At 35.3% G+C, this 23,620-nt stretch carries 21 protein-coding genes and 1 tRNA gene; 7 read left to right on the top strand and 15 right to left on the bottom strand.

Annotated features, from left to right (window positions below):
* Window positions 1–51: 51 nt before the first annotated feature.
* The 5 genes from KCG49_RS07075 to trxA form a co-directional block, all read right to left on the bottom strand.
* Entirely contained in the window at window positions 52–1,260 is a 1,209-nt protein-coding gene (locus KCG49_RS07075; protein ID WP_218545484.1) for a site-specific integrase, read from the bottom strand.
* A 310-nt stretch (window positions 1,261–1,570) separates the two neighbouring features.
* Window positions 1,571–1,644, bottom strand: a tRNA-Asp gene (locus KCG49_RS07070).
* Window positions 1,645–1,750: 106 nt separating this feature from the next.
* Window positions 1,751–4,513, bottom strand: coding sequence for an FIDD domain-containing protein (locus tag KCG49_RS07065; RefSeq protein ID WP_218545483.1), 2,763 nt, complete (start codon window positions 4,511–4,513; stop codon window positions 1,751–1,753).
* 349 nt (window positions 4,514–4,862) lie between these two features.
* On the bottom strand, window positions 4,863–5,792 hold the full coding sequence (locus tag KCG49_RS07060; RefSeq protein WP_218545482.1) for a DUF58 domain-containing protein: 930 nt from the start codon (window positions 5,790–5,792) through the stop codon (window positions 4,863–4,865).
* 101 nt (window positions 5,793–5,893) lie between these two features.
* Window positions 5,894–6,211, bottom strand: a complete 318-nt coding sequence (gene trxA / locus KCG49_RS07055) for a thioredoxin (RefSeq protein ID WP_218545481.1) — start codon at window positions 6,209–6,211, stop codon at window positions 5,894–5,896.
* A 296-nt stretch (window positions 6,212–6,507) separates the two neighbouring features.
* Here trxA and KCG49_RS07050 point away from each other — a divergent pair, with 296 nt between their 5' ends.
* Complete coding sequence (locus KCG49_RS07050) at window positions 6,508–6,939, top strand: SRPBCC family protein (protein WP_218545480.1); 432 nt, start codon at window positions 6,508–6,510, stop codon at window positions 6,937–6,939.
* The gene (locus KCG49_RS07045; protein WP_218545479.1) at window positions 6,929–7,249 is read left to right on the top strand and encodes an ArsR/SmtB family transcription factor; all 321 of its coding nucleotides are present in this window, start codon (window positions 6,929–6,931) and stop codon (window positions 7,247–7,249) included. The genes KCG49_RS07050 and KCG49_RS07045 overlap by 11 nt, the downstream gene beginning before the upstream one ends.
* Before the next feature lie 247 nt (window positions 7,250–7,496).
* Here KCG49_RS07045 and dnaE read toward each other — a convergent pair whose 3' ends face one another.
* From dnaE to KCG49_RS07030, 3 genes are all read right to left on the bottom strand, one after another.
* A complete protein-coding gene (gene dnaE / locus KCG49_RS07040) occupies window positions 7,497–11,882 on the bottom strand; it encodes a DNA polymerase III subunit alpha (RefSeq protein WP_218545478.1) in 4,386 nt (1,461 codons plus the stop codon).
* 215 nt (window positions 11,883–12,097) lie between these two features.
* Entirely contained in the window at window positions 12,098–12,547 is a 450-nt protein-coding gene (locus KCG49_RS07035; RefSeq protein WP_218545477.1) for a ferritin-like domain-containing protein, read from the bottom strand.
* A 195-nt stretch (window positions 12,548–12,742) separates the two neighbouring features.
* Window positions 12,743–13,963 carry a DUF6252 domain-containing protein gene (locus tag KCG49_RS07030; protein WP_218545476.1) on the bottom strand — a complete coding sequence of 407 codons (1,221 nt, stop codon included), beginning with the start codon at window positions 13,961–13,963 and terminating at the stop codon, window positions 12,743–12,745.
* Between the two features lie 250 nt (window positions 13,964–14,213).
* Here KCG49_RS07030 and KCG49_RS07025 point away from each other — a divergent pair, with 250 nt between their 5' ends.
* The 5 genes from KCG49_RS07025 to KCG49_RS07005 all read left to right on the top strand — a co-directional run bounded on the left by KCG49_RS07025 (window position 14,214) and on the right by KCG49_RS07005 (window position 18,382).
* Window positions 14,214–14,726, top strand: coding sequence for a 30S ribosomal protein S16 (locus tag KCG49_RS07025; RefSeq protein ID WP_218545475.1), 513 nt, complete (start codon window positions 14,214–14,216; stop codon window positions 14,724–14,726).
* A gap of 104 nt (window positions 14,727–14,830) precedes the next feature.
* Window positions 14,831–15,355, top strand: coding sequence for a ribosome maturation factor RimM (rimM, locus tag KCG49_RS07020; RefSeq protein ID WP_218545474.1), 525 nt, complete (start codon window positions 14,831–14,833; stop codon window positions 15,353–15,355).
* Between the two features lie 73 nt (window positions 15,356–15,428).
* The gene (locus tag KCG49_RS07015) at window positions 15,429–16,142 is read left to right on the top strand and encodes a tRNA1(Val) (adenine(37)-N6)-methyltransferase (protein WP_218545473.1); all 714 of its coding nucleotides are present in this window, start codon (window positions 15,429–15,431) and stop codon (window positions 16,140–16,142) included.
* A 62-nt stretch (window positions 16,143–16,204) separates the two neighbouring features.
* Window positions 16,205–17,383, top strand: a complete 1,179-nt coding sequence (locus KCG49_RS07010) for an acyl-CoA dehydrogenase family protein (protein ID WP_218545472.1) — start codon at window positions 16,205–16,207, stop codon at window positions 17,381–17,383.
* 102 nt (window positions 17,384–17,485) lie between these two features.
* Window positions 17,486–18,382 (top strand): metallophosphoesterase family protein, encoded by an 897-nt coding sequence (locus KCG49_RS07005; RefSeq protein WP_218545471.1) that lies wholly within the window; start codon window positions 17,486–17,488, stop codon window positions 18,380–18,382.
* Between the two features lie 82 nt (window positions 18,383–18,464).
* Here the strand turns inward: KCG49_RS07005 and KCG49_RS07000 are convergent, their stop codons facing one another.
* From KCG49_RS07000 to trmB, 7 genes are all read right to left on the bottom strand, one after another.
* Window positions 18,465–18,800, bottom strand: a complete 336-nt coding sequence (locus KCG49_RS07000) for a 2Fe-2S iron-sulfur cluster-binding family protein (RefSeq protein WP_218545470.1) — start codon at window positions 18,798–18,800, stop codon at window positions 18,465–18,467.
* A 112-nt stretch (window positions 18,801–18,912) separates the two neighbouring features.
* Window positions 18,913–19,974: an NAD(P)/FAD-dependent oxidoreductase gene (locus KCG49_RS06995; protein ID WP_218545469.1), complete on the bottom strand. Its 1,062-nt coding sequence runs from the start codon at window positions 19,972–19,974 to the stop codon at window positions 18,913–18,915.
* A gap of 161 nt (window positions 19,975–20,135) precedes the next feature.
* Window positions 20,136–20,375 (bottom strand): NifU family protein, encoded by a 240-nt coding sequence (locus tag KCG49_RS06990; protein ID WP_218545468.1) that lies wholly within the window; start codon window positions 20,373–20,375, stop codon window positions 20,136–20,138.
* Window positions 20,376–21,515 (bottom strand): Mrp/NBP35 family ATP-binding protein, encoded by a 1,140-nt coding sequence (locus KCG49_RS06985; RefSeq protein WP_218545467.1) that lies wholly within the window; start codon window positions 21,513–21,515, stop codon window positions 20,376–20,378. It lies immediately after the preceding gene.
* Window positions 21,516–21,725: 210 nt separating this feature from the next.
* Complete coding sequence (locus KCG49_RS06980) at window positions 21,726–22,055, bottom strand: MGMT family protein (RefSeq protein WP_218545466.1); 330 nt, start codon at window positions 22,053–22,055, stop codon at window positions 21,726–21,728.
* Window positions 22,055–22,684 (bottom strand): LysE family transporter, encoded by a 630-nt coding sequence (locus tag KCG49_RS06975; RefSeq protein ID WP_218545465.1) that lies wholly within the window; start codon window positions 22,682–22,684, stop codon window positions 22,055–22,057. The genes KCG49_RS06980 and KCG49_RS06975 overlap by 1 nt, the downstream gene beginning before the upstream one ends.
* A 4-nt stretch (window positions 22,685–22,688) precedes the next feature.
* The gene (gene trmB, locus KCG49_RS06970; protein ID WP_218545506.1) at window positions 22,689–23,363 is read right to left on the bottom strand and encodes a tRNA (guanosine(46)-N7)-methyltransferase TrmB; all 675 of its coding nucleotides are present in this window, start codon (window positions 23,361–23,363) and stop codon (window positions 22,689–22,691) included.
* Window positions 23,364–23,620 lie beyond the last annotated feature (257 nt).

Genomic DNA, 23,620 nt, shown 5'->3' with positions numbered 1-23,620 from the left:
AAGTATAATTTTTATCTAATATAATTATTCATCAACCATCACACCCATAAATTATTTCAGTTTTTTTGCTAAAATTTTCATCTGCTCACTAACTTTTCTCTGCACAACTTCTCCATAATGCTCTTGAGTAGTCTGCATTTTACTATGACCTAAAAGCTTAGATACAATCTCCATAGGTACATCATTATAAAGCAACACAGTTGTTGCAAAAGTCTTTCTAGCTATATGATGAGTCAAATTGATTTTGATGCCTGTAACACCTGCTATTTCCTTTAGATAGGCATTAAACTTTGGATTAGATATTCTAGGAAAGATATAGTCTGATTCTTTCTGCTGGTATTTTTCAATTATCATTTTTGCTTGTGGCATTAATGGAACTTTATAGCTTCTAGAAGTTTTCACTCTATGTACCCTTATCCATAGGTTATCATCAAACTCAACAATAATATCATTTTTAGTTAAAGCAATCATTTCTTTAAATGCTAATCCTGTATAGCAACAAAACACAAACATATCCTTGATTTGCTGTATTCTTTGAAGTTCAAAATTCTTGCTTTCTAGCTTTAAAAGTTCTTCCTGAGAAAGATAAACAATCTCTTTCTTAACTCTCCTTGCTTTATAAAGCATAAAAGGGTCTTTGTCTAAGTAATCTTCAGCTATAGCATACCTTATTGACCTTCTAAACCTTTGGATTACCTTATTTAAGGTTATTTGAGCAAAGTTCTTTTCTGTTTTAAGGTAGTATTCATAGTGTGTTATAAAACTGCTTTTAATGACTGAGAGTTTTACATCTTTAGATTTATACTTCCATTTAATAAAGCTCTTCAAATGTTTACCATAGGTTATATATTTCTTATGAGTATCTTCATTCAACTCTTTGCCAACTAATCTTTCTAGGTATTTTAAAAACAGATTATAAACTTCATAGACTCCTAAATCTGCTTTAACCTTTTCACCTTTGTACTGTCTAAAAATATCTTCTACATCAAAATTGACTTGATTAACTTGAAGCAATAAAAAAGCCTGATTCATTTTAGATGTAATCAGGCTTAGTTGTGTATTTACAAAGTTATGTTCTTTTTCTGGTGGTTTGACAAATTGGTTTTTACTATTCCAATTCTCAGGATTTATATAGTATCCAGTTGCAAACTCTTTCCTTTGTTTGTTATAAGTAATTCTACAATAAATAGGAGAAGTGTTATCTTTCTTTTTCCTGCTTTTGTAAATTACAAATAAAATAGTCACCCTATTTATCTGCATAATTGGTAGTTTTAATAGTTATTAAAAAATGTATTTAATTGATTTTGTGAAAGATAGAGCATCCCCTTTTAGAAAAAAGAGTGTCCCCTAATAATACCCCTTTTGATGGTATTTGTAAATTAGAAACCACCCTAAAAACAAAAAAGCATCCCAATTTTTACTAAGTAAAAAAAGGAAAGCTTCTCATTGGTAAGCACTCAATTTATTGAGTGTCTCACAACTCTAGGATTGCTCCTAGAACAACACAACTATTTTTAATTGCTTAAAAAAAAGCTCCAATTTCTTAGAGCTTTATTTTTTGCAATTTTAGCGGTCTGGACGGGACTCGAACCCGCGACCCCCTGCGTGACAGGCAGATATTCTAACCAGCTGAACTACCAGACCGTTGCATAATTGCGAGGGCAAATATACACTGCATTTTTAATTTCGCAAACTTATTTATAGAAAATTTCAACATTAATTAATAGTTAAATTTAAAATAAGATTAGAGTTATCTTTTTAAAGTAAAATGACCAACTTTTTTTAATCCATTTTTAAATTTAACTTCAAACCAATAATCATTAACAGGCAGTCTTACTCCATTGTACTCGCCATTCCATCTAAAACCATTATTGACATTTAGATCAGTAATGAGCTTACCATATCTGTTGAAAATCCTTATAGATTCATACAGCTCAACATCAAGGCCTTTTATTGCCCAAAAATCATTAACTCCATCTTCATTAGGTGTAAAAAACTTAGGATACCCTATTAAAAATATATCTTCTTCTATAGCTGGTTCACAACCACTAATATCTTTAGCATAAATCGTATATGCGCCAAATGGGACACCATTAAATGTATAGTTGTTGGAATTTCCGAAAAAATTTATTCCATCAATAGAAAACTCATAGCTACTATTTCCTTCTACACTAATATTTATCGTATTTACATTAGAACCTTCAATGACATCTATTGAACTGAAAACTGGTGCCTCAACTCTACTAATATTAAATTCCTTAGAAAGCGAACACTCCAAGTCATTTTCATTAATAAATGCAACGTGTGTATATGTACCTGTTTCGGTAGTGCTAAAATTTTGGCTAGTAGAGATAACGTTGTTATTGCTATCTAACCACTCGAACCTGTAGTTAGAGCTGTCACCTGATAACGTAATTGGCTCTGTACCACACAAAATATATTGGTCATTTAAACTAATTGATGGTTCAGGATTTACAATCAAATCAATGGATCCGATACCCCCACAATTTAAATTTTCGTCTTCAACCCTTACCCAAATTGTTGTTGAACCAGAGGATATGTTCCGTAAGTCATTCTGTGATGTTTGAGCATCAAAAAATGTTGAATAAAATGTAATTCTACTTGAATCCAATAAGCCTAATTGGTTAAGTATATTTCCTCTGATATCTAGTAAACTAAAAAACCCTAATGAGTCACCCGGCACATTGTCTGAACTATCACATACGATGACATCAGAAATTACTATGGGTGGCGCAAAAACAGCAGTTACTATAAAAGACCCTATAGAATAGCAATCATTTTCATTGATGACTTTGATAAATATTTCTTGATCAGGAATTTCGTTAATAAAATTTTCGGGATTAAGAATTCTATTATCATCTCCTTCAGCATCACTTAGACTGCTATAAAAAATCAGCTCTTCATTCAAACTTGGGTCAGTGATCTTATCTCTAATATTAAATAGATTGAACACTGAAATTCCATCACTATTGTCATCACATTGAATTAACTCTTGATTTTCATTTAGATTAGGCAATTCGTTTACCAAAATTCTTTTTGAGGTTGTAATTTGGCGATTATTAACAGTTATGGTTACAGACACGTCATAGCTTCCACTATCATTGTAAGTGTAATTAGGTGTTATTTCACTTGAAGTATTACCATCACCAAAATTCCATTCAGCAGCTGTGATTTCTGCATAAGTATCAACTTCAAAAAGAATTGAATCATCTTCACACCCTTCAATATTTAAGATTCTTGTCCTAAAATAGGATTGAATAAAATTTGGTAATCCTCTTCTTGATACTCTTGAATTTAGATTAATCTGGTTGTGGAGATAATTTGATGCAGTTCCGAACTCGTTTGGATCATTTATAACTCCTAAAAAACTTGTTCCGGCAGAATTACTCACTGGTAATGCTCTGTAAATTTTCCCATTCTTAGAGAGCTGTAAAGCACCACCGTAAGAAACCCCTTCATTTTCGTACAGTATAGTGGAGTATGTTTGAAAAAAGTTGTCGGCTAAGTTATACTGAATTACCAAACCTTTTGGATCGGGTTCAACATCTAACGACACGGTACTCAAAAAACCCTCTCTAACCAACGAAGCATATAAATATTCCGAATTATTAGAAAACTCTATACCGTGTACCGATGCAATCTCTAAAGGCACTAAAGACGTAAGTAATTTTCTCCTATTGGAAACTATACCTGTTTCGTCATCAAAATCGAAAACAAATAGATGATCTTCTATTTCTGCAGGTCTATAATTACTACAAGCCACTCTTTTACCATTTGGAGAGAACTTTAAGTTTCCTAAAGGCAAACCATCAAATGACACTCCACTGCCTGAGCTAACAACGGTAGGCTCAATACTACCATCCATATTTATTTTATATGCATAGAACGACATATTTAGATTTCCCTCTTCTCTAACTGTCGTCATAAGCCAGATAGATCTACCATTGGCATGATGTACAGCGGATAGCTTACCAATTTCTGTTCCTGGTCTTATGATACGCCGGTTTTTTTCTATAACCCTTCCTAATCCATTATTCTGAGTCATATCAATTATCGACAAATACAAACCTTCTGGAACAATTAAATTCTCATCACTTCTTCCAACAGTAAAAAGGTAGTACAACCCTTCAGTGTCAGTAATTGGAATAATCATAGAATTCTGAAGCGCATGCTGATAAGTCTGGTAATTTAAATTATTTCCAACGTCCTCTGGAGTGACATTAGACAAATTACCATTATCCATTCTTTGATGATTTTTGTTCCACACTAAATCACCTTCTGTGTAAAAAAGCAGATTACCTTCCAAATCTGAAATAACTGCACTTCCTGATGGTGTAGACATCATACCATCTAATAATACTTGTGGATCATTATTAGTTATTTCAAAATTTAACCCAGCCCTACCTCCAAAATACCAATTTTCTGTTTCACTATTTTGAGCAAACAGGTTACTACCTAAAAATGTAAGAATAATAAATAAGCGAGTCTTCATTCTTCAGTATGCTTAATGGAATCATAGAATTAAATCGACCGAATTACTAACAAAATCAGTGATATAGCTTTTTCCCAAAGATACTAAATAAAGACAATAGTCTAACAATATCAATGATGTAAGGAAGCTAATCAACGTTTATCTGGAGTTTCACATTGCTAAATTTGATGTCTTAAAATATTCTATGATCAATTTGAATACTAATAAAACACACATACACCTAATCTACTGGTATTTATTTACGTCAACAACACTATATTCAACAGTTCACATGAAATAGTAATATATTGTAGTATTACAAACTCAAAATCAACAACAAGCAGTAGTTATTTTGCGAATATTTTTATATCTACATAAATCTTTGACGCTCTATCATATAAGTGGTAAGTATTTGATTGAAACCTGCACTTACGTTAGCCTCAACATATTTTATTCTGTATTGACCGCACTTAACTCTTAGATTATTAAAATAATGCTTTACAGCTTTTTCGTAATTTTCTTTAATGTTATCTGCGTACAAATCTAGATATTCACCTGTCTCTACGTCAATAAAACGTTTTGGTCTATTATCAAAATCAAAGGATAGTTCCTTTGCCTTATCAAAAACATGAAAGAGAACCACTTCGTGTTTATTATATTTTAAATGCCTTAGTGCTTCAAAAAGCTTTTCATCATTCTCTGAGGTTTGAAACATATCTGTAAACACAAAAATCAATGACCGGCGGTGGATTTTCTCTGCAATCTGATGTAAATACTTGTAAGTTTCGGTCGTTTTGGATTTTGGTTTAGACATAACCGCTTCACTCAACTTTCCCAATAACATTTGATGATGACGTTCGCTTCCTTTTTCTGGTGAATAAAAATCATAATCATCACTATAAATACTTAGTCCAACAGCATCTCGTTGTTTTTTCAGTATATGCATTAATGAGGCGCATGCCAAGGATGAAAATGCTATCTTATTTAAATTATCTATTGTTGTTCCTGCTGATTCTGGGTAATGCATAGAACTACTATTGTCCAATATCAAATGACAACGAAGGTTTGTTTCTTCGTCATAGCGTTTGGTATATAGTCGATCTGTTTTTGCATATAATTTCCAATCGATATGCTTAGTGCTTTCTCCTTGATTATAAATTTTATGCTCAGCAAATTCAGCTGAAAACCCATGAAAAGGACTTTTGTGCATACCAGCTATAAAGCCTTCAACGACTTGCTTGGCCAACAACTCTAGGTTTTTAAAACCACCCACTTTATTAAGTTCTAATTGTAAATCCATACTACCTGTTGACCTTTTCTAGACAATTAATATTGATAGCCCAAACTAAAAAAGGTTTGCCGTATAGGCAAACCTTTTATCATTTCTTTTACAGTATTGTTCTATAAAAGTGCGTCTATAGCTTCAGCATAAGCATTTTTAGGTGCTACGCCTACTTGACGACCTACAACTTCACCGTTTTGAAAAACCAATACAGTTGGTATGTTTCTTACACCATATTTGGCAGCAAACTCTTGGTTAGCATCAACATCTACCTTACCAACTATGGCCTTACCATCGTACTCAGTGCTAATTTCATCAATGATCGGTCCAACCATACGGCAAGGTCCGCACCAAGCAGCCCAAAAATCTACCATTACTGGTTTATCACTCTTTAATACTGTTTCTTCAAATGTTGCATCTGTTATTTCTAATGCCATAATATTTATTTTTAATTGTATTCTACTTTAATTACACAAAATTAGTCAAAAAAAATGCCAAACCTTACATTGGCAGTATTTGATTTGATTATGACATTATTGACTGACAATATAATAGATATTTGGGTGCATAAACCAGGCTGTCACTACTCGCTCTCTTCGAGGAGCTCAGACAAACCGTTCCATCCTTTGCGCAACTTAAAACTAATTATGCAACTTTTTAGTTGCTTATTAAATTTATTTTCTATAATTTAGCAACCATATAGTTGCGTATTAATAGATCTAAATCGAACATTATGACAAAAACAATCACAAAAGAAAAAGTATTTCATCATTCCATAGATCAAGTCTGGAATGCAATTACTAAGGCCGAAGAAATCTCAGCATGGTTTATTCAAGCTGATTTTAAAGCAGAAAAAGGATATCGCTATGTTTTCACATCTGAGCCCAATGAAAAAGGATGCACTACCATAAGTGGAACCATAAAGGAAGCTAATCCATATCTATTAGTTTATACTTGGATTGTAGCAGACACTAAAGTAGAAACAACCGTTTCGTGGAAATTGGAAACCGTAGAAAACGGCACAAAATTATATTTGGAACACTCTGGTATTGAAAATTATTCCGGTGAAACTGCTATAGAAATGTTTAATAGCTTTAATGGTGGCTGGGACAATTGTATTAACTTACTCATAGACTATTTAAAAGAAGAAGTTAATGCAGGATAATATTAATAAGCTATTTAAAGCCATTGCAGATCCTACAAGGCGTGAAATTTTTCACGCCTTAGTATTGGCTACCTCAGCATTGTCCATAACACAGATTTCTAATCAGTTCGACATGAGCCGACAAGGAGTAACTAAGCATATTAAAATATTAAATGATGCTGGCTTGGTACAAATGCAAGAAGAAGGTAGAAATCGGTTTTGCTACGCAGACCCAAAACCTTTAAAAGAAGTGAATAAATGGATGCAATTCTATTCGCAATTTTGGGATGATTCTTTAGATAAGTTGGGTGGTTATTTGGATAGTAAATAAATTTAGGCTTCCAGATTTAGAAACAATATGTGATTAAATCATTAATCCAAAGTGCTTTTTGATAAAATTCATCATTTTGAACGGATTTTCGATTGAAATAAGAAAAATTCATACTTCTTGTTTACTCAGTTGAGTATCAGTAATTATGATTCTTACTGATGAAATTATTCTTGATAAATATTTAATGCCTCAAATTATTCAAACTAAAGTGTAATCAGGTTTTCTACTTAAAATGCACAATGGTTTTTTAATTCAACTTGTACATTACATCTTGTTCTTCTAACTCATTTAAAAGTTCTTGAGAAATCTTCACTTTTTGCTTCCTACTTGGCATGGTCAGTTTCAATTTTTCAGCGTTATCGTACACTAAAAAGTTAAGCGTATTATTTCCATCGTGCATTCTAAATAAATCTTGAAGATTCAAAATTTTATCCTCTTCTAAATCTTCAATATTTAATTGAATGGATAACTTCTTCGCATACGTATCCATAACATCGTGCAGTAACTGAAAACTATTAAACTGAATTCTTGGGTCGCCTTTTTTACCTGTATCTCTATTTACCCAACCTTCTTTTATAAATGCTCTTACATATACAAACGAATTAATTACAAAGAAGTGCCTAAACTTTAGATAGTCTTCTCCAAATATTCTAAACTCATAACTGTCCGTATAATCTTCGACAGTGAATAATGCCCAACCCTTCCCTTGCTTACTAACGCGGTGTTGTACATCGGTAACGACTCCTCCAAAAGTGACCTCTCGATTTACAATAGATTCTAAATCATTGAACACAGAAATCGTTCCGTTACAGAAGGTTTTCATTTCAATTTTAAAATCATCTAGCGGATGGCCCGAGATATAAATACCAACCACTTCCTTCTCTCTAGAGAGTTTTTCCATGGTCCCCCAATCTTCACAAGGAGGTACTTGAGGCTCTGCTATCTGGACTCCACTAGCTTCACCAAACAAACTTACTTGCGCCGAATTTTCATTTTCTTGATGCTTAGCACCATATTTTACTGCTTTTTCTAAAAACGTAATACCGTCACCATAGTGGGCAAAATACTGCGCTCTGTGTGTATCTTCAAAACAATCGAAACCACCTGCGTTTGCTAAACCTTCAAAGGCTTTTTTATTGGCTGCACGTAAGTCGATACGCTTAGCCAAATCGAAAATGGATTTATAGTTTCCATCTTCTTTTCGGTTTTCAACAATAGTTTTTACGGCTCCATGCCCCACACCTTTTATCGCACCCATTCCGAAACGAACAGCATTATCTTTATTTACCGAAAACTTATAGTAACTTTCATTGACACTTGGCCCAAGTACAGGTAAACGCATACGCTTACACTCTTCCATAAAGAAGGTGACGGACTTAATGTCGTTCATATTATTAGAAAGTACAGCAGCCATATATTCTGCTGGATAATGTGCTTTTAAATAAGCCGTTTGATAGGCTATCCATGCATAACATGTTGAATGGGATTTATTAAAGGCATAACTCGCAAAAGCTTCCCAATCTTTCCAAATCTTTTCAAGTTTATCTTTGTCCATACCTTTTGCAGCAGCTTGCTCAATGAATTTTGGTTTCATCTTATCCAAAACGGCTTTCTGCTTCTTACCCATTGCCTTACGCAAAACATCTGCTTCACCTTTGGTGAAATCTGCCAATTTTTGCGACAGAAGCATCACTTGCTCTTGATACACTGTAATCCCGTAAGTTTCCTTGAGATACTCTTCCATTTCTGGTAAATCATAAATGATCTCTTCCTTACCATGCTTACGATTAATAAAGCTTGGGATATATTCCATTGGTCCAGGACGATACAATGCGTTCATGGCAATTAAATCGTCAAAAACCGTGGGCTTTAAATGCTTCATATGCTTTTGCATTCCAGGCGATTCGTATTGGAATATGCCAACCGTTTCACCTCTCTGGAACAACGCATAGGTTTCTTCATCATCTAATGGAAAGTTTTCGGGGTCCAATTCAATACCATGCTTTGCTTTTACGATTTTAACTGTATCTTTTATTAAAGTTAAAGTCTTTAAACCTAAAAAGTCCATCTTTAACAATCCTGCACTTTCGACAACTGAATTATCAAATTGTGTGACATATAAATCGGAATCTTTTGCAACTGCTACAGGCACATAATTGGTAATATCTCCCGGTGTGATGATGACACCACAGGCATGAATACCAGTATTACGTACTGAACCTTCCAAGACCCTTGCTTGGTTTACGGTTTCGGCTTGTAGATCTTCACCATCAGAAATATTTAAAAGCTCGTTGACTTTCTCTAAATCTTCAGCTCTAAACTTCTTCGCTAAGTCTTTTTCTGAGAGCCCAAATATCTTTCCGAGTTTAGACATTGTCGGAATTAACTTCGAAATACGATCCGCTTCACTGAGAGATAAATCTAAAACACGAGCTGTATCACGAATTGAAGATTTGGCCGCCATAGTACCATAAGTGATAATTTGCGCTACTTGATTGGCCCCGTATTTATCAATAACGTACTGCATAACACGGCCACGACCTTCATCATCAAAATCGATATCAATATCTGGCATACTCACACGATCTGGATTTAAGAAACGCTCAAAAAGTAAGTCGTACTTAATAGGATCTATGTTGGTAATCCAAAGGCAATATGCTACTACTGAACCAGCCGCAGAACCGCGACCCGGCCCAACAGAGACATCCATGTTTCGTGCCTCGCGAATGAAATCTTCAACAATTAAAAAATATCCTGGATAACCTGTGTTCTCGATAACACTCAATTCAAAATCGAGACGCTCTTTGATTTCTGGTGTAATCTCTCCATAACGCTTTTTGGCACCTTTGTAAGTAAGGTGTTTTAGATAGGCATTCTCACCGCGTTTTCCTCCATCGACTTCATCATCTTCATGCTTAAATTCATTAGGAATATCAAAAGCTGGCAATAAAACATCTCGGGCTAATTCAAAAGGTTCAATCTTATCGACCACTTCTTGAATGTTTACTATAGCTTCAGGAATATCTCTAAATAAGGCCTTCATTTCTTCGGAAGACTTAAAGTAGTACTCTTGGTTTGGCAAACCATAACGGTAACCGCGACCACGGCCAATTGGAGTGGCCTGTTTTTCACCATCTTTTACACAAAGTAAAATATCATGTGCATTAGCATTTTCTTGCTCAACGTAATAGGTGTTATTTGTCGCCACTAACTTTACATTATGCTTTTTGGCAAACTGAATCAATACTTGGTTGACACGATTTTCATCCTCTTGATTGTGGCGCATTAATTCGATATACAAATCATCCCCAAAGGTATCTTTCCACCATAGCAAAGCTTCTTCAGCTTGGTTTTCGCCAATATTAAGAACCTTGCTGGGAACTTCACCATAAAGATTTCCTGTTAAGCAGATAAGGTTTTCTTTGTATTGTTCTATTAACTTTTTATCGATTCTTGGCACGTAATAAAATCCATCCGTGAAGGCCGCTGATGATAACTTCGCCAAATTGTGATACCCTTTCTTATTTTTTGCCAAAAGAACGATTTGGTAACCGTTATCTTTTCGGTTTTTATCTTCATGGTTTTCACAAACAAAAAACTCACAACCAATAATAGGCTTTATCAATTTTCCTTTCTTCGCTTCACCGGTTTCTTCAGCTTGAGTATGTTGTGCTTTTACAGCTTTATTGTGATTGGAAACCGCACTCACAAAGTGAAACGCTCCCATCATATTCCCATGATCTGTAAGCGCAACCGCTGGCATATTTTCTTTGGCTGCAACAGCAACCAAATCTTTAATGCTGATTGTAGATTGAAGTATTGAAAATTGAGAATGGTTGTGCAGATGAACAAAATCAACCTCGACTAATTGTGCAGCAACTTCTTTGTTTGTTTCTGTCGGAACAGCGTCTGTTTGTTCCTTTTGAAGTCGCTCGTTAATCTTGGCACTTTCGCGCTTAAGATTAATATGCTTTAACCCAATAAGCTGTATCGTATCGGGGTTTTCTTCTGAAAACTTTTGAAAATAATCTGGCTGAACATCAAGCTGTTCAACTGTATATTGTTCTTTTCTAATTAATTCTAAAAAACAACGTGTAGTTGCCTCTACATCCGCAGTTGCATTATGTGCTTCAGCAAAGGGTTGATTAAACAAATATTGATGAAGTTCTGTTAAGGTTGGTAACTTAAATTTACCTCCTCTACCTCCTGGTATCTGGCATAAACTTGCGGTGTGTTCTGTACAGGTATCTAAAACCGGTAATTCTTGAAGTGGATTTGCAATATCTCCTCTAACAAATTCCGCTCCCATTATATTTAAATCGAACTTTACATTTTGTCCAACAACAAATTTAGTTTTAGATAATGCTATATTGAACTTTTCCAAAACTTCTTCTAATGGCACACCTTGTTCTTGAGCTAATTCTGTTGAAATTCCATGAATCTTTTCCGCATCATAAGGAATATTAAAACCTTTTGGCTTGATTAAATAATCTTGATGCTCAATACAATTACCCATGGCATCGTGTAATTGCCATGCGATCTGTATGGCTCTTGGCCAGTTATCAGTATCAGTAATTGGTGCGTCCCAGCGTTTTGGTAAACCTGTAGTTTCTGTATCGAAAATTAAGTACATAAAAAAGCCCTTTTTAAATTCCCAAAAGAGGAAAAAATAGTGTTATTATAATCTGAACTGTTGCATTGAGCGTAATCGAAATGACAGTTGTAATTAATAAAAAGTTAGCTTATAAAATTACGTAGAATTTGCACTTTTAAAAAATGAACTTATAAACAGTTGTAAACAAAAAACCACGCTTTCGCGTGGCTATATAATTTATGTTGACAATGTAATTAGGACATAACTACTTCGTAATTTTCGGCTTCCTTGATAGTTGCCTCAATGGTATTTCTTTGCTTTCTAAGAAGATTTGAAATATTGAGCGGCAATGTGGTGTTTGATAATATTTCGTTGTATTCCTCTAAACTGGACTTTTCGCCTCTTATGGTTTCATTTAACATAGCTTCTTCATCATTTGAAGAAAACAGTGACTTTAATGACATCCAATTTCTGTGTAGTTCACCAGTAATATTACCTGAATTTTCGGGGATTTCACCATTATTCCAAACCTCACTTCTTAACTCTTTTACAAATTCGGCTCGCTCCTCTGCTCTAGATTTAAAAAATCGTTTTATTTCACTATTATCAACTTTCTCTATAGCTCTTGCATAACCGTCTTTGGCGTTGATGTTTTTTTCGATTAATTCGTTTAACTTGTTTGAAATTTCTTTTTCGTACTTCATATTCTTAATTCATTTTAAATTTTCAATACTTTGTTTTCAGATGCGCATTGTTTAACATCCCAACACTACATAACATAAGGAATAAGAGAGCATAAGTCAAGTATTTTAACAAGGTTTAATAATATTTAACAACACTTAACAAAAAAGGCGCTACTAAATTATAGTAACACCTTCGTAAAATGTAGTTTTTTTAATCTATGCTTGTAAATAATCTGGAACTCCGTCCCCATCAGTATCTACTGCATCATCAGGATTTCCATCTGCATTTGGATCTGCATTTTCGTTAATAGTCAGTGTTCCATCACCATCATCATCATTATCTAAATAATCCATATTACCATCACCATCTGTATCAATTGGATTACCATCCATATCTTTAGCCTCATATAGCGTTAAAATACCATCACCATCATCATCTGGATCTAAGTAGTTAAAAATACCATCGCCATCCGAGTCATCACCAGGATCTTCTAAATTCCCATCAGGATCACCATCAAAGTTTTCGAACACATTAGGGATACCATCACCGTCAGCATCTCCACAATCTAGGCTATCTAGTTCTGCTTGAATACTTCCATCTTCATCACCACAAATATCTATTTGTTGTTGTAGGTAGAATTGATATTGCGCACAAAGTTCAGTGTAATTCCCTATAGTTGCTGCATTATACTGTGATTCAGCTTCTGCTCTATTGGTTGTTGCGTGGTCACATGTGAATTGACAACCTTCAAGATCACTAATCATAGTTTGGATGTCTCCATCTACATCACCACAAAAATTACGCTGCTCGTTCAGTGCAATGTTGTATGCGCTACAAGCAGCCTCGTACATATCAATATCTATAAAATCTAAACTAGGATCAAAGGTTGCCTCGTAAGCCATAAGCGCAACTTCAGATTCTATCTCCTTATCTATACATGTCACAGGGTTTGCCGGGATAGCACCAGAAACCAAAGGCACTCTAAAGAAAATACCTCTTGAATAGCCCACGGAATTTAGACCAGAAGCATCAAAGGCTAAAAATCTAAATGTTCCTGTGAATCTACCATTTATTACATCTATTTCTTCAATTACAATTTCCCCCAATTCAGGATAAATGGAAACACTTGGGTCTGGTCTATTATTAGTCGAAAATACAGTTCCGAAACCATCGATATATTCTGCCTCAATAGTGTTAACATCACCTGGTATATATGTTCCTTCGCTCACAGATGGCACTCTAAGGTTTACGGTTTCTACATTATTGGTTCCTGTTATGGTTAAAAACCCATTAGCATCAATACTGGCAGAAAATGATTTAGCACGCCAAAGTTGGTTAGCACGATCGCCTTGAAAAGCTGGCGTATTAAATTGAACTTCGTCGCCACAACTAAACAGCGTTAAGAAAACGAAGGATATAAGGAATAATCTTTTCATTTTATATAGGGTAATTTTATCCGTTCCAAATATAACGAAACAAGAGTTCCAAAAGTATAATATTTTTTTTTATCGAGCATATTGAACCCACTTCTTTTAGTTAAAATGGAATTCTTTCAGTTAAAAAGAGAGAAAGTACTGAAAATTAAAAAAATATACTATCTTTGCGCCCGCCTGAGCGGCATAGGTTTAGTTATGTCGGCAGGTTCTCATTAATAACAGAGGTCGAGAACCTCACTAATTAATTATTATGCCTGTAAAAATTAGATTACAAAGACACGGTAAAAAAGGAAAACCTTACTACTGGATCGTAGCAGCGGATTCTCGCGCTAAAAGAGATGGTAAATACTTAGAAAAACTAGGTGCTTACAATCCAAACACAAATCCTGCAACTATCGAATTAGATGTTGACGGAGCTGTAAAATGGTTGCAAAATGGTGCGCAACCAACTGACACTGCCAAAGCCATTTTATCTTACAAAGGCGCGATGCTAAAAAAGCATTTAGCTGTCGGTGTTAGAAAAGGAGCTCTAACTGAAGAAGAGGCAGAAAAGAAATTTAACGCTTGGTTAGAAGAAAAAGCAGCTAAGGTTCAAGCAAAAGCTGATGGTTTATCTAAAGCTGATGCCGACGCTAAAGCTAAAGCACTTGAAGCTGAAAAAGCGGTGAACGAAGCGCGTATTGCGGCAGCGGCACCAGTTGCTGAAGAAGTAGCAGAAGATGCTTCAACCGAAGAAACAACAGCTTCTAGCGAAGAAGAATAAAAAGTTTATTTTTATACTTTTAAACCCAGACCATCGTGTCTGGGTTTTTTTGTAAAAAAAGAATAAGATCCTGAAACAGGTTCAGGATGACGAACAAATTTGTCATGAAAAAAGAAGATTGTTTTTATTTAGGGAAGATTGTAAAGAAGTACAGTTTTAAGGGTGAGCTTTTAGCCAAGCTAGACACTGACGAACCTAATCTATATGATAATTTAGATGCTATATTTATAAATTTGAGAGGTGATTTAGTGCCCTTTTTTATCGAATCTTCTCAATTACATAAATCTGATTTATTGCGTTTAAAGTTCGAAGATGTAGATACAGAAGCTGATGCAGATGCCCTGATTAAAACGGAATTATACCTTCCATTAGAATTGCTTCCGAAACTAGAGGGTAATAAATTTTATTATCACGAAGTGATAGGTTTTACTATAAGCGATACTATTTTCGGTGAAGTGGGAATTATAAAGGCGATTAACGATTCAACAGCACAAGCACTATTTGAAGTAGATCGGAAAGGAACTGAAATCTTAATCCCCATGAATGACGAATTTATAGTGCATGTGGACAGAGAACATAAAACTATTGAAATGAATACTCCCGAGGGGCTGATTGATTTATATTTGTAGACATGCAGGGCGAAGTGAAGAATCTCATTATTGAGATTACAACGTACTAAGCCATCACAATGACACAACAATTATGAAAGATCAATTCAAATTCAAACAATTCATTGTCAATCAAAATCGTTGTGCCATGAAAATTGGTACTGACGGTGTCTTACTTGGAGCTTGGACTTCTGTTAAAAACAATCCTTTTTCTGTGCTCGATATTGGGGCGGGAACAGGCATACTCTCATTAATATTGGCACAACGTAGTGATGCGCAACAAATAGAAGCTATAGAGATTCACGAAAATGCTTATGAACAGTGTTCGGAAAATTTCGAGAATTCACCTTGGAACGATCGCTTGTTTTGTTACCATGCATCATTACTTGAGTTTGTTGAAGAAGTTGAAGATAAGTTTGATCTCATCATTTGCAATCCACCATTTTATTCCGAAGATTATAAAACAGACAGTAAAGCCAGGGATTTAGCACGCTTTAATGACGCTATGCCTTTTGAACATTTAATTTATGCTGTGGCTAACCTTCTTACACAAAACGGTCTGTTTTCTGTTGTAATTCCTTACAAAGAAGAATCAAGATTTATTGAATTAGCTTCTACAGCCAGTTTGTTTCCTAAGCGTATGCTTAATGTTAAAGGGAATCCAAACTCAGATATTAAGCGAAGTTTAATAGAATTTGCCTTTACTCAACAAGACACCAAAATTTCGGAATTGGTTATCGAAACTGCTCGCCACCAATACACAGAAGATTACACCAATCTTACCAAAGATTTTTATTTGAAAATGTAATTGAGTAGTTGGGCAATGCAAACGTTTTCGTTACTTTTGCTTATCTAAAAAAACAACTACAAATGAAGCCAGATTTATTCGAAGCGCCAGATTATTACAACTTAGACGAGTTACTAACTGAAGAGCACAAATTAGTACGAGATGCGGCAAGAGAATGGGTAAAACGTGATGTCTCACCCATCATTGAAGACGCTGCCCAAAAAGCAGAATTTCCTAAGTCTATTATTGGAGGTTTGGCAGAGATTGGTGCTTTTGGACCTTACATTCCCGAAGAATATGGCGGAGCTGGCTTAGATCAGATCTCGTATGGTCTCATTATGCAAGAAATTGAGCGTGGAGATTCCGGTGTACGCAGCACAGCTTCTGTACAATCCTCTTTGGTAATGTACCCAATCTGGAAATATGGAAATGAAGCACAACGTCAAAAATACCTTCCAAAATTGGCTTCTGGTGAGTGGATAGGGTCATTCGGTTTAACAGAGCCAGACCATGGAAGTAATCCTGGTGGCATGACCACAAACTACAAAGATATGGGAGATCATTATCTCTTAAATGGTGCCAAGATGTGGATTAGTAATTCCCCATTTTGTCAAATCGCAGTAGTTTGGGCTAAAAATGAAGAAGGTCGAATCCATGGGTTAATTGTAGAACGTGGCATGGAAGGGTTCTCAACTCCAGAGACCCATAACAAATGGTCATTAAGAGCTTCTGCCACAGGTGAGCTTATTTTTGATAATGTAAAAGTACCAAAAGAAAACTTGTTACCAAACAAATCTGGTTTAGGTGCGCCATTAGGCTGTTTAGATTCAGCACGTTTTGGTATTGCTTGGGGAGCCATTGGTGCTGCAATGGATTGTTATGATACTGCTTTAAGATATAGTAAAGAGCGTATACAATTTGGAAAACCAATTGGGCAATTTCAACTGCAACAAAAGAAATTGGCCGAAATGATAACAGAAATCACAAAAGCACAATTACTAGCTTGGAGACTAGGCGTAATGCGCGAAAATGGTACCGCGACCTCAGCTCAAATCTCAATGGCAAAGCGTAATAATGTAGATATGGCAATTAATATTGCTCGAGAAGCTAGACAAATGCTTGGTGGTATGGGAATTACGGGAGAATACAGTATAATGCGCCACTCTATGAACTTAGAAAGTGTTATTACCTATGAAGGCACTCACGATATTCACCTGCTAATTACAGGCTTAGATATTACTGGGTTAAATGCCTTTAAATAGTGGTAAATCATATTTATTTAACGTATTCAAACGGTTAAATAATTAAACATATATTAGAATGCCTTTCTATAATCGAAAGGCATTTTTGTTTACATTTACTTTATGTCATCAAAATCGAGATTAGATCGCGCTTATAAAAATGCCAAACGTATTCCGTTCGATGATGCTTCAAAATTCATTTTGTTTAGCGATTGCCACCGTGGTGATAATAGTTTTGCAGACGATTTTGCCAACAATAGAAATATTTACTTTCATGCTTTAAAACATTATTATACTGAAGGATTTAGTTATTGTGAACTTGGTGATGGTGACGAATTATGGGAAAACCTTTCTTTTGAATCAATACTTCATGCCCACAAAAATGTGTATCTACTTATGAAGCAATTTCATGACGAAAGTCGTTTGCATATGATTTGGGGAAACCATGATATGGTATATCGACATCCTGATTATGTGGATAAATACCTATCTACCTATTTTGATCCTAAAATTGGTGAAGATGTAGAATTGTTTTGTGATATAAAATATCATGAAGGTATTGTTCTAGAGCATACCAAAACCCGACAAGAATTATTTCTATGCCATGGACACCAAGCCGATTGGTGGAATTATCTTTTTTGGAAATGGAGTCGTTTTATGGTCCGTATTCTCTGGAAGCCTTTAAATGTTATGGGAATAGCCGACCCAACGAGTCCTGCAAAAAACTATAAAGAGCTTATAAAAGTAGAACGCAGAACCAAAAAATGGATTACCGAAAATGATAACCTAATTACCGTGACAGGCCACACGCATAGACCACGATTCCCTGAGCCTGGTGATATCGCCTACTTTAACGACGGCAGTTGTGTACATCCGCGAAGCATAACTGGTCTTGAAATTGAAGCTGGAAAAATAGCTTTAATCAAATGGCAAATCGTCACTACCGAGGACGGTACATTAAAAATCGATCGCTTTTTGTTGGAAGGGCCAACTGCTTTGATGGATTATAAAACGGAATGAATTATAAAAGTTATTCCGAGATAAAGTGCAATTGAGGAATCTCATTTTAAGATGCTTCTTTTCCGCTCTAAATGACAAAAAACTAACTTTCAGGAGCCAACTCAACCTCTAAACCTTCCATTTCTGGAGTCATTTGAATTTGACAACCCAAACGCGAATTGTCTTTCACATAAAATGCTTCCGAAAGCATCGCTTCCTCATCATCTTGCATTTCTGGCAATTCGGTTTCACTCAACACATAACACTGGCAAGATGCACACATCGCCATACCACCACATACACCAATAGTACCCTCTGGAGCCAACTCGTAAGAGCGCACAACTTCCATGAGATTCATAGCCATATCGGTAGGGGCTTCAACTTTGTGAGTTACACCTTCCCTGTCTATGATTGTTATGTTGATGTCTTGATTATCCATATTACTTAATTGTGACTTCGAGTGTTCCGAGTTTACGAGGAATATATCGAGAAGTATCTTGTTCTCGATACTTTTACTTTTCTAAAAAAAGTAAAAACTCGAACTGACGATATTATTCAATTGCTTTAACAACAGCTTTTGGAGCTTCTTTTCGTGTACCATCAAACCCATCTACTCCACTAACTGTTGTATATTTTAATACGTAACGTTTCCCTGGATTTATAATTTGGTATGCCGCTTGGCACATCAATGTGGCTTCATGAAATCCACAAAGAATAAGTTTTAACTTCCCTGGGTATGTATTCACATCACCAATAGCAAATATCCCTGGAATATTAGTTTGATAATCTAAGGCATTATTCACTTTAATGGCATTCTTTTCAATCTCTAAACCCCAGTTAGCAATAGGGCCAAGTTTAGGTGACAAGCCAAAAAGCGGTACAAAATGATCGCATTCTACTTCAAATTCTTTTTCTATATGCTGTGCCTGTTTTACAACAACTGCTTTAACCTTATCATTACCAACTATACCAACTACTTCTGCTGGAGTAATTAAGTTGATTTTGCCAGCATTTTTAAGTTCTTGTACTTTCTCTACAGAATCTAAATGTCCACGAAACTCATTTCTTCTGTGTATTAACGTCACTTCGGAAGCAACATCACTTAAAAAAATACTCCAGTCTAATGCAGAATCTCCACCACCAGCAATAACCACTCTTTTATTACGATACATTTCTGGATCTTTAATGATGTACTCAACACCTTTGTCTTCAAAATCAGCTATGTTGTGAATTAAAGGTTTACGTGGTTCAAAACTCCCAAGCCCGCCAGCAATGGCAACAACAGGAGCATGGTGCTTAGTACCTTTATTAGTGGTAACGATAAATGTACCGTCTTCTTGCTTATCAATAGTTTCTGCACGTTCGCCTAGTGTAAAACCAGGTTCAAACTGTTTACACTGCTCCAATAACTTATCTGTTAAATCACCAGCCAAAATCTCTGGATATGCAGGAATATCGTAAATAGGTTTCTTCGGGTAGATCTCAGAGCATTGTCCGCCAGGTTGCGGTAAAGCATCAATTAAATGGCATTTTAGCTTTAATAGACCCGCTTCAAAAACAGTAAAAAGCCCGGTTGGGCCAGCTCCTATAATAAGTATATCGGTTGTAATCATCTTGTTACTAAGAAGGCAGGAATCCTAATTATACCCTGGCTTCATTTTATTTATTTTGAAAGACCTACAAGGTTTTAAAAACCTTGCAGGTCGTCTTTAATCATATTCTGCACAAAACTACTAATGTTATTCTAAGAAAATTGTGATAAAAGTCACATTAACTATTCAACATTAATAACACTTTCTATTTGTGGAGCATATTTTTTAATGGTCATCTCTACACCAGATTTTAAGGTCATCTGATTGACACTACAAGATGTACACGCTCCAACAAGTTGCACCTTGACGAATTTACCGTCATCGATTGATAACAAATTAATATCCCCTCCATCACTCTGTAAAAATGGACGAATTTCGTCTAGTGCTTTTTCCACATTCAATTTAAGTTCTTCTGAGCTCATTTACTTTTTGTTTATAGCAGAACAACCTGCCATTGTTGTAATTTTTATTGCTTCCGTTGCTGGTAGATTTTCATTTCTATCCACAACTTGCTGAACGACATTTCGTGTTAGTTCTTTAAAAGCATCTTCAATAGGTGAAGCCGTTTGCAAGGCTGCTGGTCGACCAACATCTCCTGCTTCTCTTACACTCTGTATTAAAGGTATCTCTCCTAAAAAAGGCACATCCAAATCTTCTGCTAAATGCTTTGCCCCTTCTTTTCCAAAGATATAATATTTGTTTTCTGGCAATTCAGCTGGTGTAAAATACGCCATATTCTCAATGATTCCTAAAACTGGAACATTGATACTATCTTGCTGAAACATAGCCACTCCCTTTTTTGCATCAGCTAGTGCTACATTTTGAGGTGTACTTACCACAACCGAACCCGTAATAGGTAATGCTTGCATAATACTTAAGTGAATATCTCCTGTACCTGGAGGTAAATCGAGTAATAAAAAATCTAGTTCGCCCCAAGCTGCATCAAAAATCATCTGGTTTAGGGCTTTAGATGCCATTGGCCCTCGCCAAATGACTGCTTGGTCTGGTTTAGTAAAGAAGCCTATAGATAGTACTTTGACTCCATAATTCTCAACTGGTTTCATTTTAGATTTGCCATCAATATTAACCGATAATGGCCTTTCGTTGGCAACATCGAACATTATAGGGATTGATGGCCCGTATATGTCCGCATCCAAAACACCTACTTTAAAGCCCATTTTAGCTAAAGTGACTGCTAAATTAGCCGTTACTGTAGATTTACCCACTCCTCCTTTACCAGAAGCTACTGCTATGATATTCTGAATACCAGGTATTGGCTTTCCCTTGATTTCATTTTTAGGCTTTGCAACAGGTGCATCAACTTTTACGTTAACTTTTATCTTCGCCTTTTCATAAACCTTTCTATGAATAGTTTGCAGTATTTCTACTTCCGTTTTTTTCTTTGCTTGTAGACTAGGATTCTTAATCGTAATATCTACAATAACCTCATCTGCAAAGGTTACAACATTAGTTACCGCTCCGCTATCGACCATATTCTCACCTTCACCAGGAGCCGTTATGGTTTTAAGTGCGTTTAGTATATCTTGTTTGTTTAATTTCATATGTATCGAAAAGAAAAAAGAGATAAAAAAATGAACCTCATATTCCTTTTTATTTGGATTTATTCTAAATGCAAAGATACTGCAAAACCTTTAGATTTTGAAGCGGATAAATTGAATTGTATAATGGTTGGATTTGGTTTATATATAAGAGACAAAAATCCAGAAGCGAATCCATTAGATATGTTAATGAGGCGTAATAAATTGTTTAATTTAAAGTTCCTTCGCCGGATCCCAAAACACAGTTTCCAAATTTTGAATTTGATTATCAACAACTTCTACACCTTCATTTTCGAGTAATTGCTGCATTAAATTGGTACCATCGAAATGATGTTTACCAGTCAACAAACCTTTTCTATTGACCACACGATGCGCTGGCACATCTTTCCCACCTGAACCATTCATGGCATAGCCAACAATACGTGCACTTTTTGCAGCCCCTAAATATTTTGCAATGGCTCCGTAGCTTGTTACTCTGCCATAAGGTATAAGTCGTGCAACTTCGTACACTTTCTCAAAAAATCCCAGTGTTTCAGGTTTCATCAGAGTTCTCTAAGAATATTTATTAGTGTTATTAAAGCAACAATACCTGTAATAATCCCTATACTATAGTTCATACTTTTTTGGGAAGTAAACTTTTTATTCTTTATTTTTTCAAAAAAGAAAATGTAGAAATATAGCATTACAAAAGTTCCCATTGCAGCTCCCGTAACATAGGTAATTATACTGGTACGTTCTAAATTCATCCAACCAAATGACGCTAGTGTTATGGTCATATAGGCTTGATAAGGAATAGGAAACACATTAAGTGCCGATAAAAATACACCATGAAAAAAGCGGCTTTTCTTGCTCCTAACATCAGCCTCAACTTTTGTTTCTTTTTGGTTTTTTGCAACTACCAAGAAGTAAATGGTGATTAAAACAAAGATAACAAAGGCTACACGTTGCAGAATTTCGACAATATCTGGACGATTAGACAAGTACCTTGCGAAAATTGCTGCTACATAAGTTTGAATAAAAACAACCAAACATACACCAGATGAAAATGTTATACCTCTTCCAGGACCTTCTTTTAGACTTATCTTTGCGGCTGTCATATTAAGCAAACCTGGAGGAATTACACCAATGAGTGCTACAAAGAGCCCGAGGAAGAAAACGACTGTGATGCTCAAAATTTTAGTTGATTTTGAATCTAATATACGTAATTGCTTTGTCTTTCTCTAAATACTGGTTTTCATAATAGGTTTGAATTTCCGTTACTTCTTCTGGACTGCCCTCTAATTTATACACATTATGATTGGCATATAAAACATCATGACCTAGACCGTGAAGCAGACCCAGTGTATAACCGTGCATAAATTCACTATCGGTTTTTAAATGCATTAATCCATTGGGTTTTAGCACCTTTTTGTAACGCTCCAAAAACTGAAGGTTGGTTAAGCGATGCTTTGTACGCTTGTATTTTATTTGTGGGTCAGGAAAGGTAATCCAGATTTCGTCAACTTCATTTTCGGCAAAAACGCCATCAATCAATTCAATTTGTGTTCTTAAAAATGCTGCATTTGATATATTATCCTCTAGTGCTGTTTTTGCACCTCTCCAAAATCGCGCCCCTTTAATATCTATACCAACGAAATTTTTATTTGGATAACGCTTTGCCAAACCAACAGTATACTCCCCTTTTCCACAGCCCAATTCTAAGACTAATGGATTATCGTTATTAAAGAATTCTTTTCTCCAATTGCCTTTAAGCGGATAATCTTCATCGGTTAATTCCTCGCGTTTGGGCTGAAACACATTAGCAAAGGTTTCATTTTCTTTAAATCGTTTGAGTTTGTTTTTACTTCCCACGTTTTTAACACTTTTTGAGCTCATTTAATAATTCGGTAAAATTAAGGAAACATTTTAGGTTTATCTTTGTTTCTTATATGGATATGTAAAATAAAAACATACTGAAACAAGCTCAACACGATAAACGAATTTTAGTTGCACCACTCAATTGGGGACTAGGTCACGCCACACGATGCATTCCTATTATAAATGCTTTAAGAGAACACTATTTTGAACCTGTAATTGCAAGTGATGGTGGTGCTTTACAATTATTAAAA

This window comes from Winogradskyella luteola, assembly GCF_019203985.1.
GTDB lineage: Bacteria > Bacteroidota > Bacteroidia > Flavobacteriales > Flavobacteriaceae > Winogradskyella > Winogradskyella luteola.
This window is presented reverse-complemented; position numbering and strand designations above follow the sequence as displayed.

Bases quoted from the DNA above. Each gene is read 5' to 3' on its own strand.
- KCG49_RS07075 (WP_218545484.1), bottom strand. From the start codon at position 1,260: ATGCAGATAAATAGGGTGACTATTTTATTTGTAATTTACAAAAGCAGG.
- KCG49_RS07065 (WP_218545483.1), bottom strand. From the start codon at position 4,513: ATGAAGACTCGCTTATTTATTATTCTTACATTTTTAGGTAGTAACCTG.
- KCG49_RS07060 (WP_218545482.1), bottom strand. From the start codon at position 5,792: ATGGATTTACAATTAGAACTTAATAAAGTGGGTGGTTTTAAAAACCTA.
- trxA (WP_218545481.1), bottom strand. From the start codon at position 6,211: ATGGCATTAGAAATAACAGATGCAACATTTGAAGAAACAGTATTAAAG.
- KCG49_RS07050 (WP_218545480.1), top strand. From the start codon at position 6,508: ATGACAAAAACAATCACAAAAGAAAAAGTATTTCATCATTCCATAGAT.
- KCG49_RS07045 (WP_218545479.1), top strand. From the start codon at position 6,929: ATGCAGGATAATATTAATAAGCTATTTAAAGCCATTGCAGATCCTACA.
- dnaE (WP_218545478.1), bottom strand. From the start codon at position 11,882: ATGTACTTAATTTTCGATACAGAAACTACAGGTTTACCAAAACGCTGG.
- KCG49_RS07035 (WP_218545477.1), bottom strand. From the start codon at position 12,547: ATGAAGTACGAAAAAGAAATTTCAAACAAGTTAAACGAATTAATCGAA.
- KCG49_RS07030 (WP_218545476.1), bottom strand. From the start codon at position 13,963: ATGAAAAGATTATTCCTTATATCCTTCGTTTTCTTAACGCTGTTTAGT.
- KCG49_RS07025 (WP_218545475.1), top strand. From the start codon at position 14,214: ATGCCTGTAAAAATTAGATTACAAAGACACGGTAAAAAAGGAAAACCT.
- rimM (WP_218545474.1), top strand. From the start codon at position 14,831: ATGAAAAAAGAAGATTGTTTTTATTTAGGGAAGATTGTAAAGAAGTAC.
- KCG49_RS07015 (WP_218545473.1), top strand. From the start codon at position 15,429: ATGAAAGATCAATTCAAATTCAAACAATTCATTGTCAATCAAAATCGT.
- KCG49_RS07010 (WP_218545472.1), top strand. From the start codon at position 16,205: ATGAAGCCAGATTTATTCGAAGCGCCAGATTATTACAACTTAGACGAG.
- KCG49_RS07005 (WP_218545471.1), top strand. From the start codon at position 17,486: ATGTCATCAAAATCGAGATTAGATCGCGCTTATAAAAATGCCAAACGT.
- KCG49_RS07000 (WP_218545470.1), bottom strand. From the start codon at position 18,800: ATGGATAATCAAGACATCAACATAACAATCATAGACAGGGAAGGTGTA.
- KCG49_RS06995 (WP_218545469.1), bottom strand. From the start codon at position 19,974: ATGATTACAACCGATATACTTATTATAGGAGCTGGCCCAACCGGGCTT.
- KCG49_RS06990 (WP_218545468.1), bottom strand. From the start codon at position 20,375: ATGAGCTCAGAAGAACTTAAATTGAATGTGGAAAAAGCACTAGACGAA.
- KCG49_RS06985 (WP_218545467.1), bottom strand. From the start codon at position 21,515: ATGAAATTAAACAAACAAGATATACTAAACGCACTTAAAACCATAACG.
- KCG49_RS06980 (WP_218545466.1), bottom strand. From the start codon at position 22,055: ATGAAACCTGAAACACTGGGATTTTTTGAGAAAGTGTACGAAGTTGCA.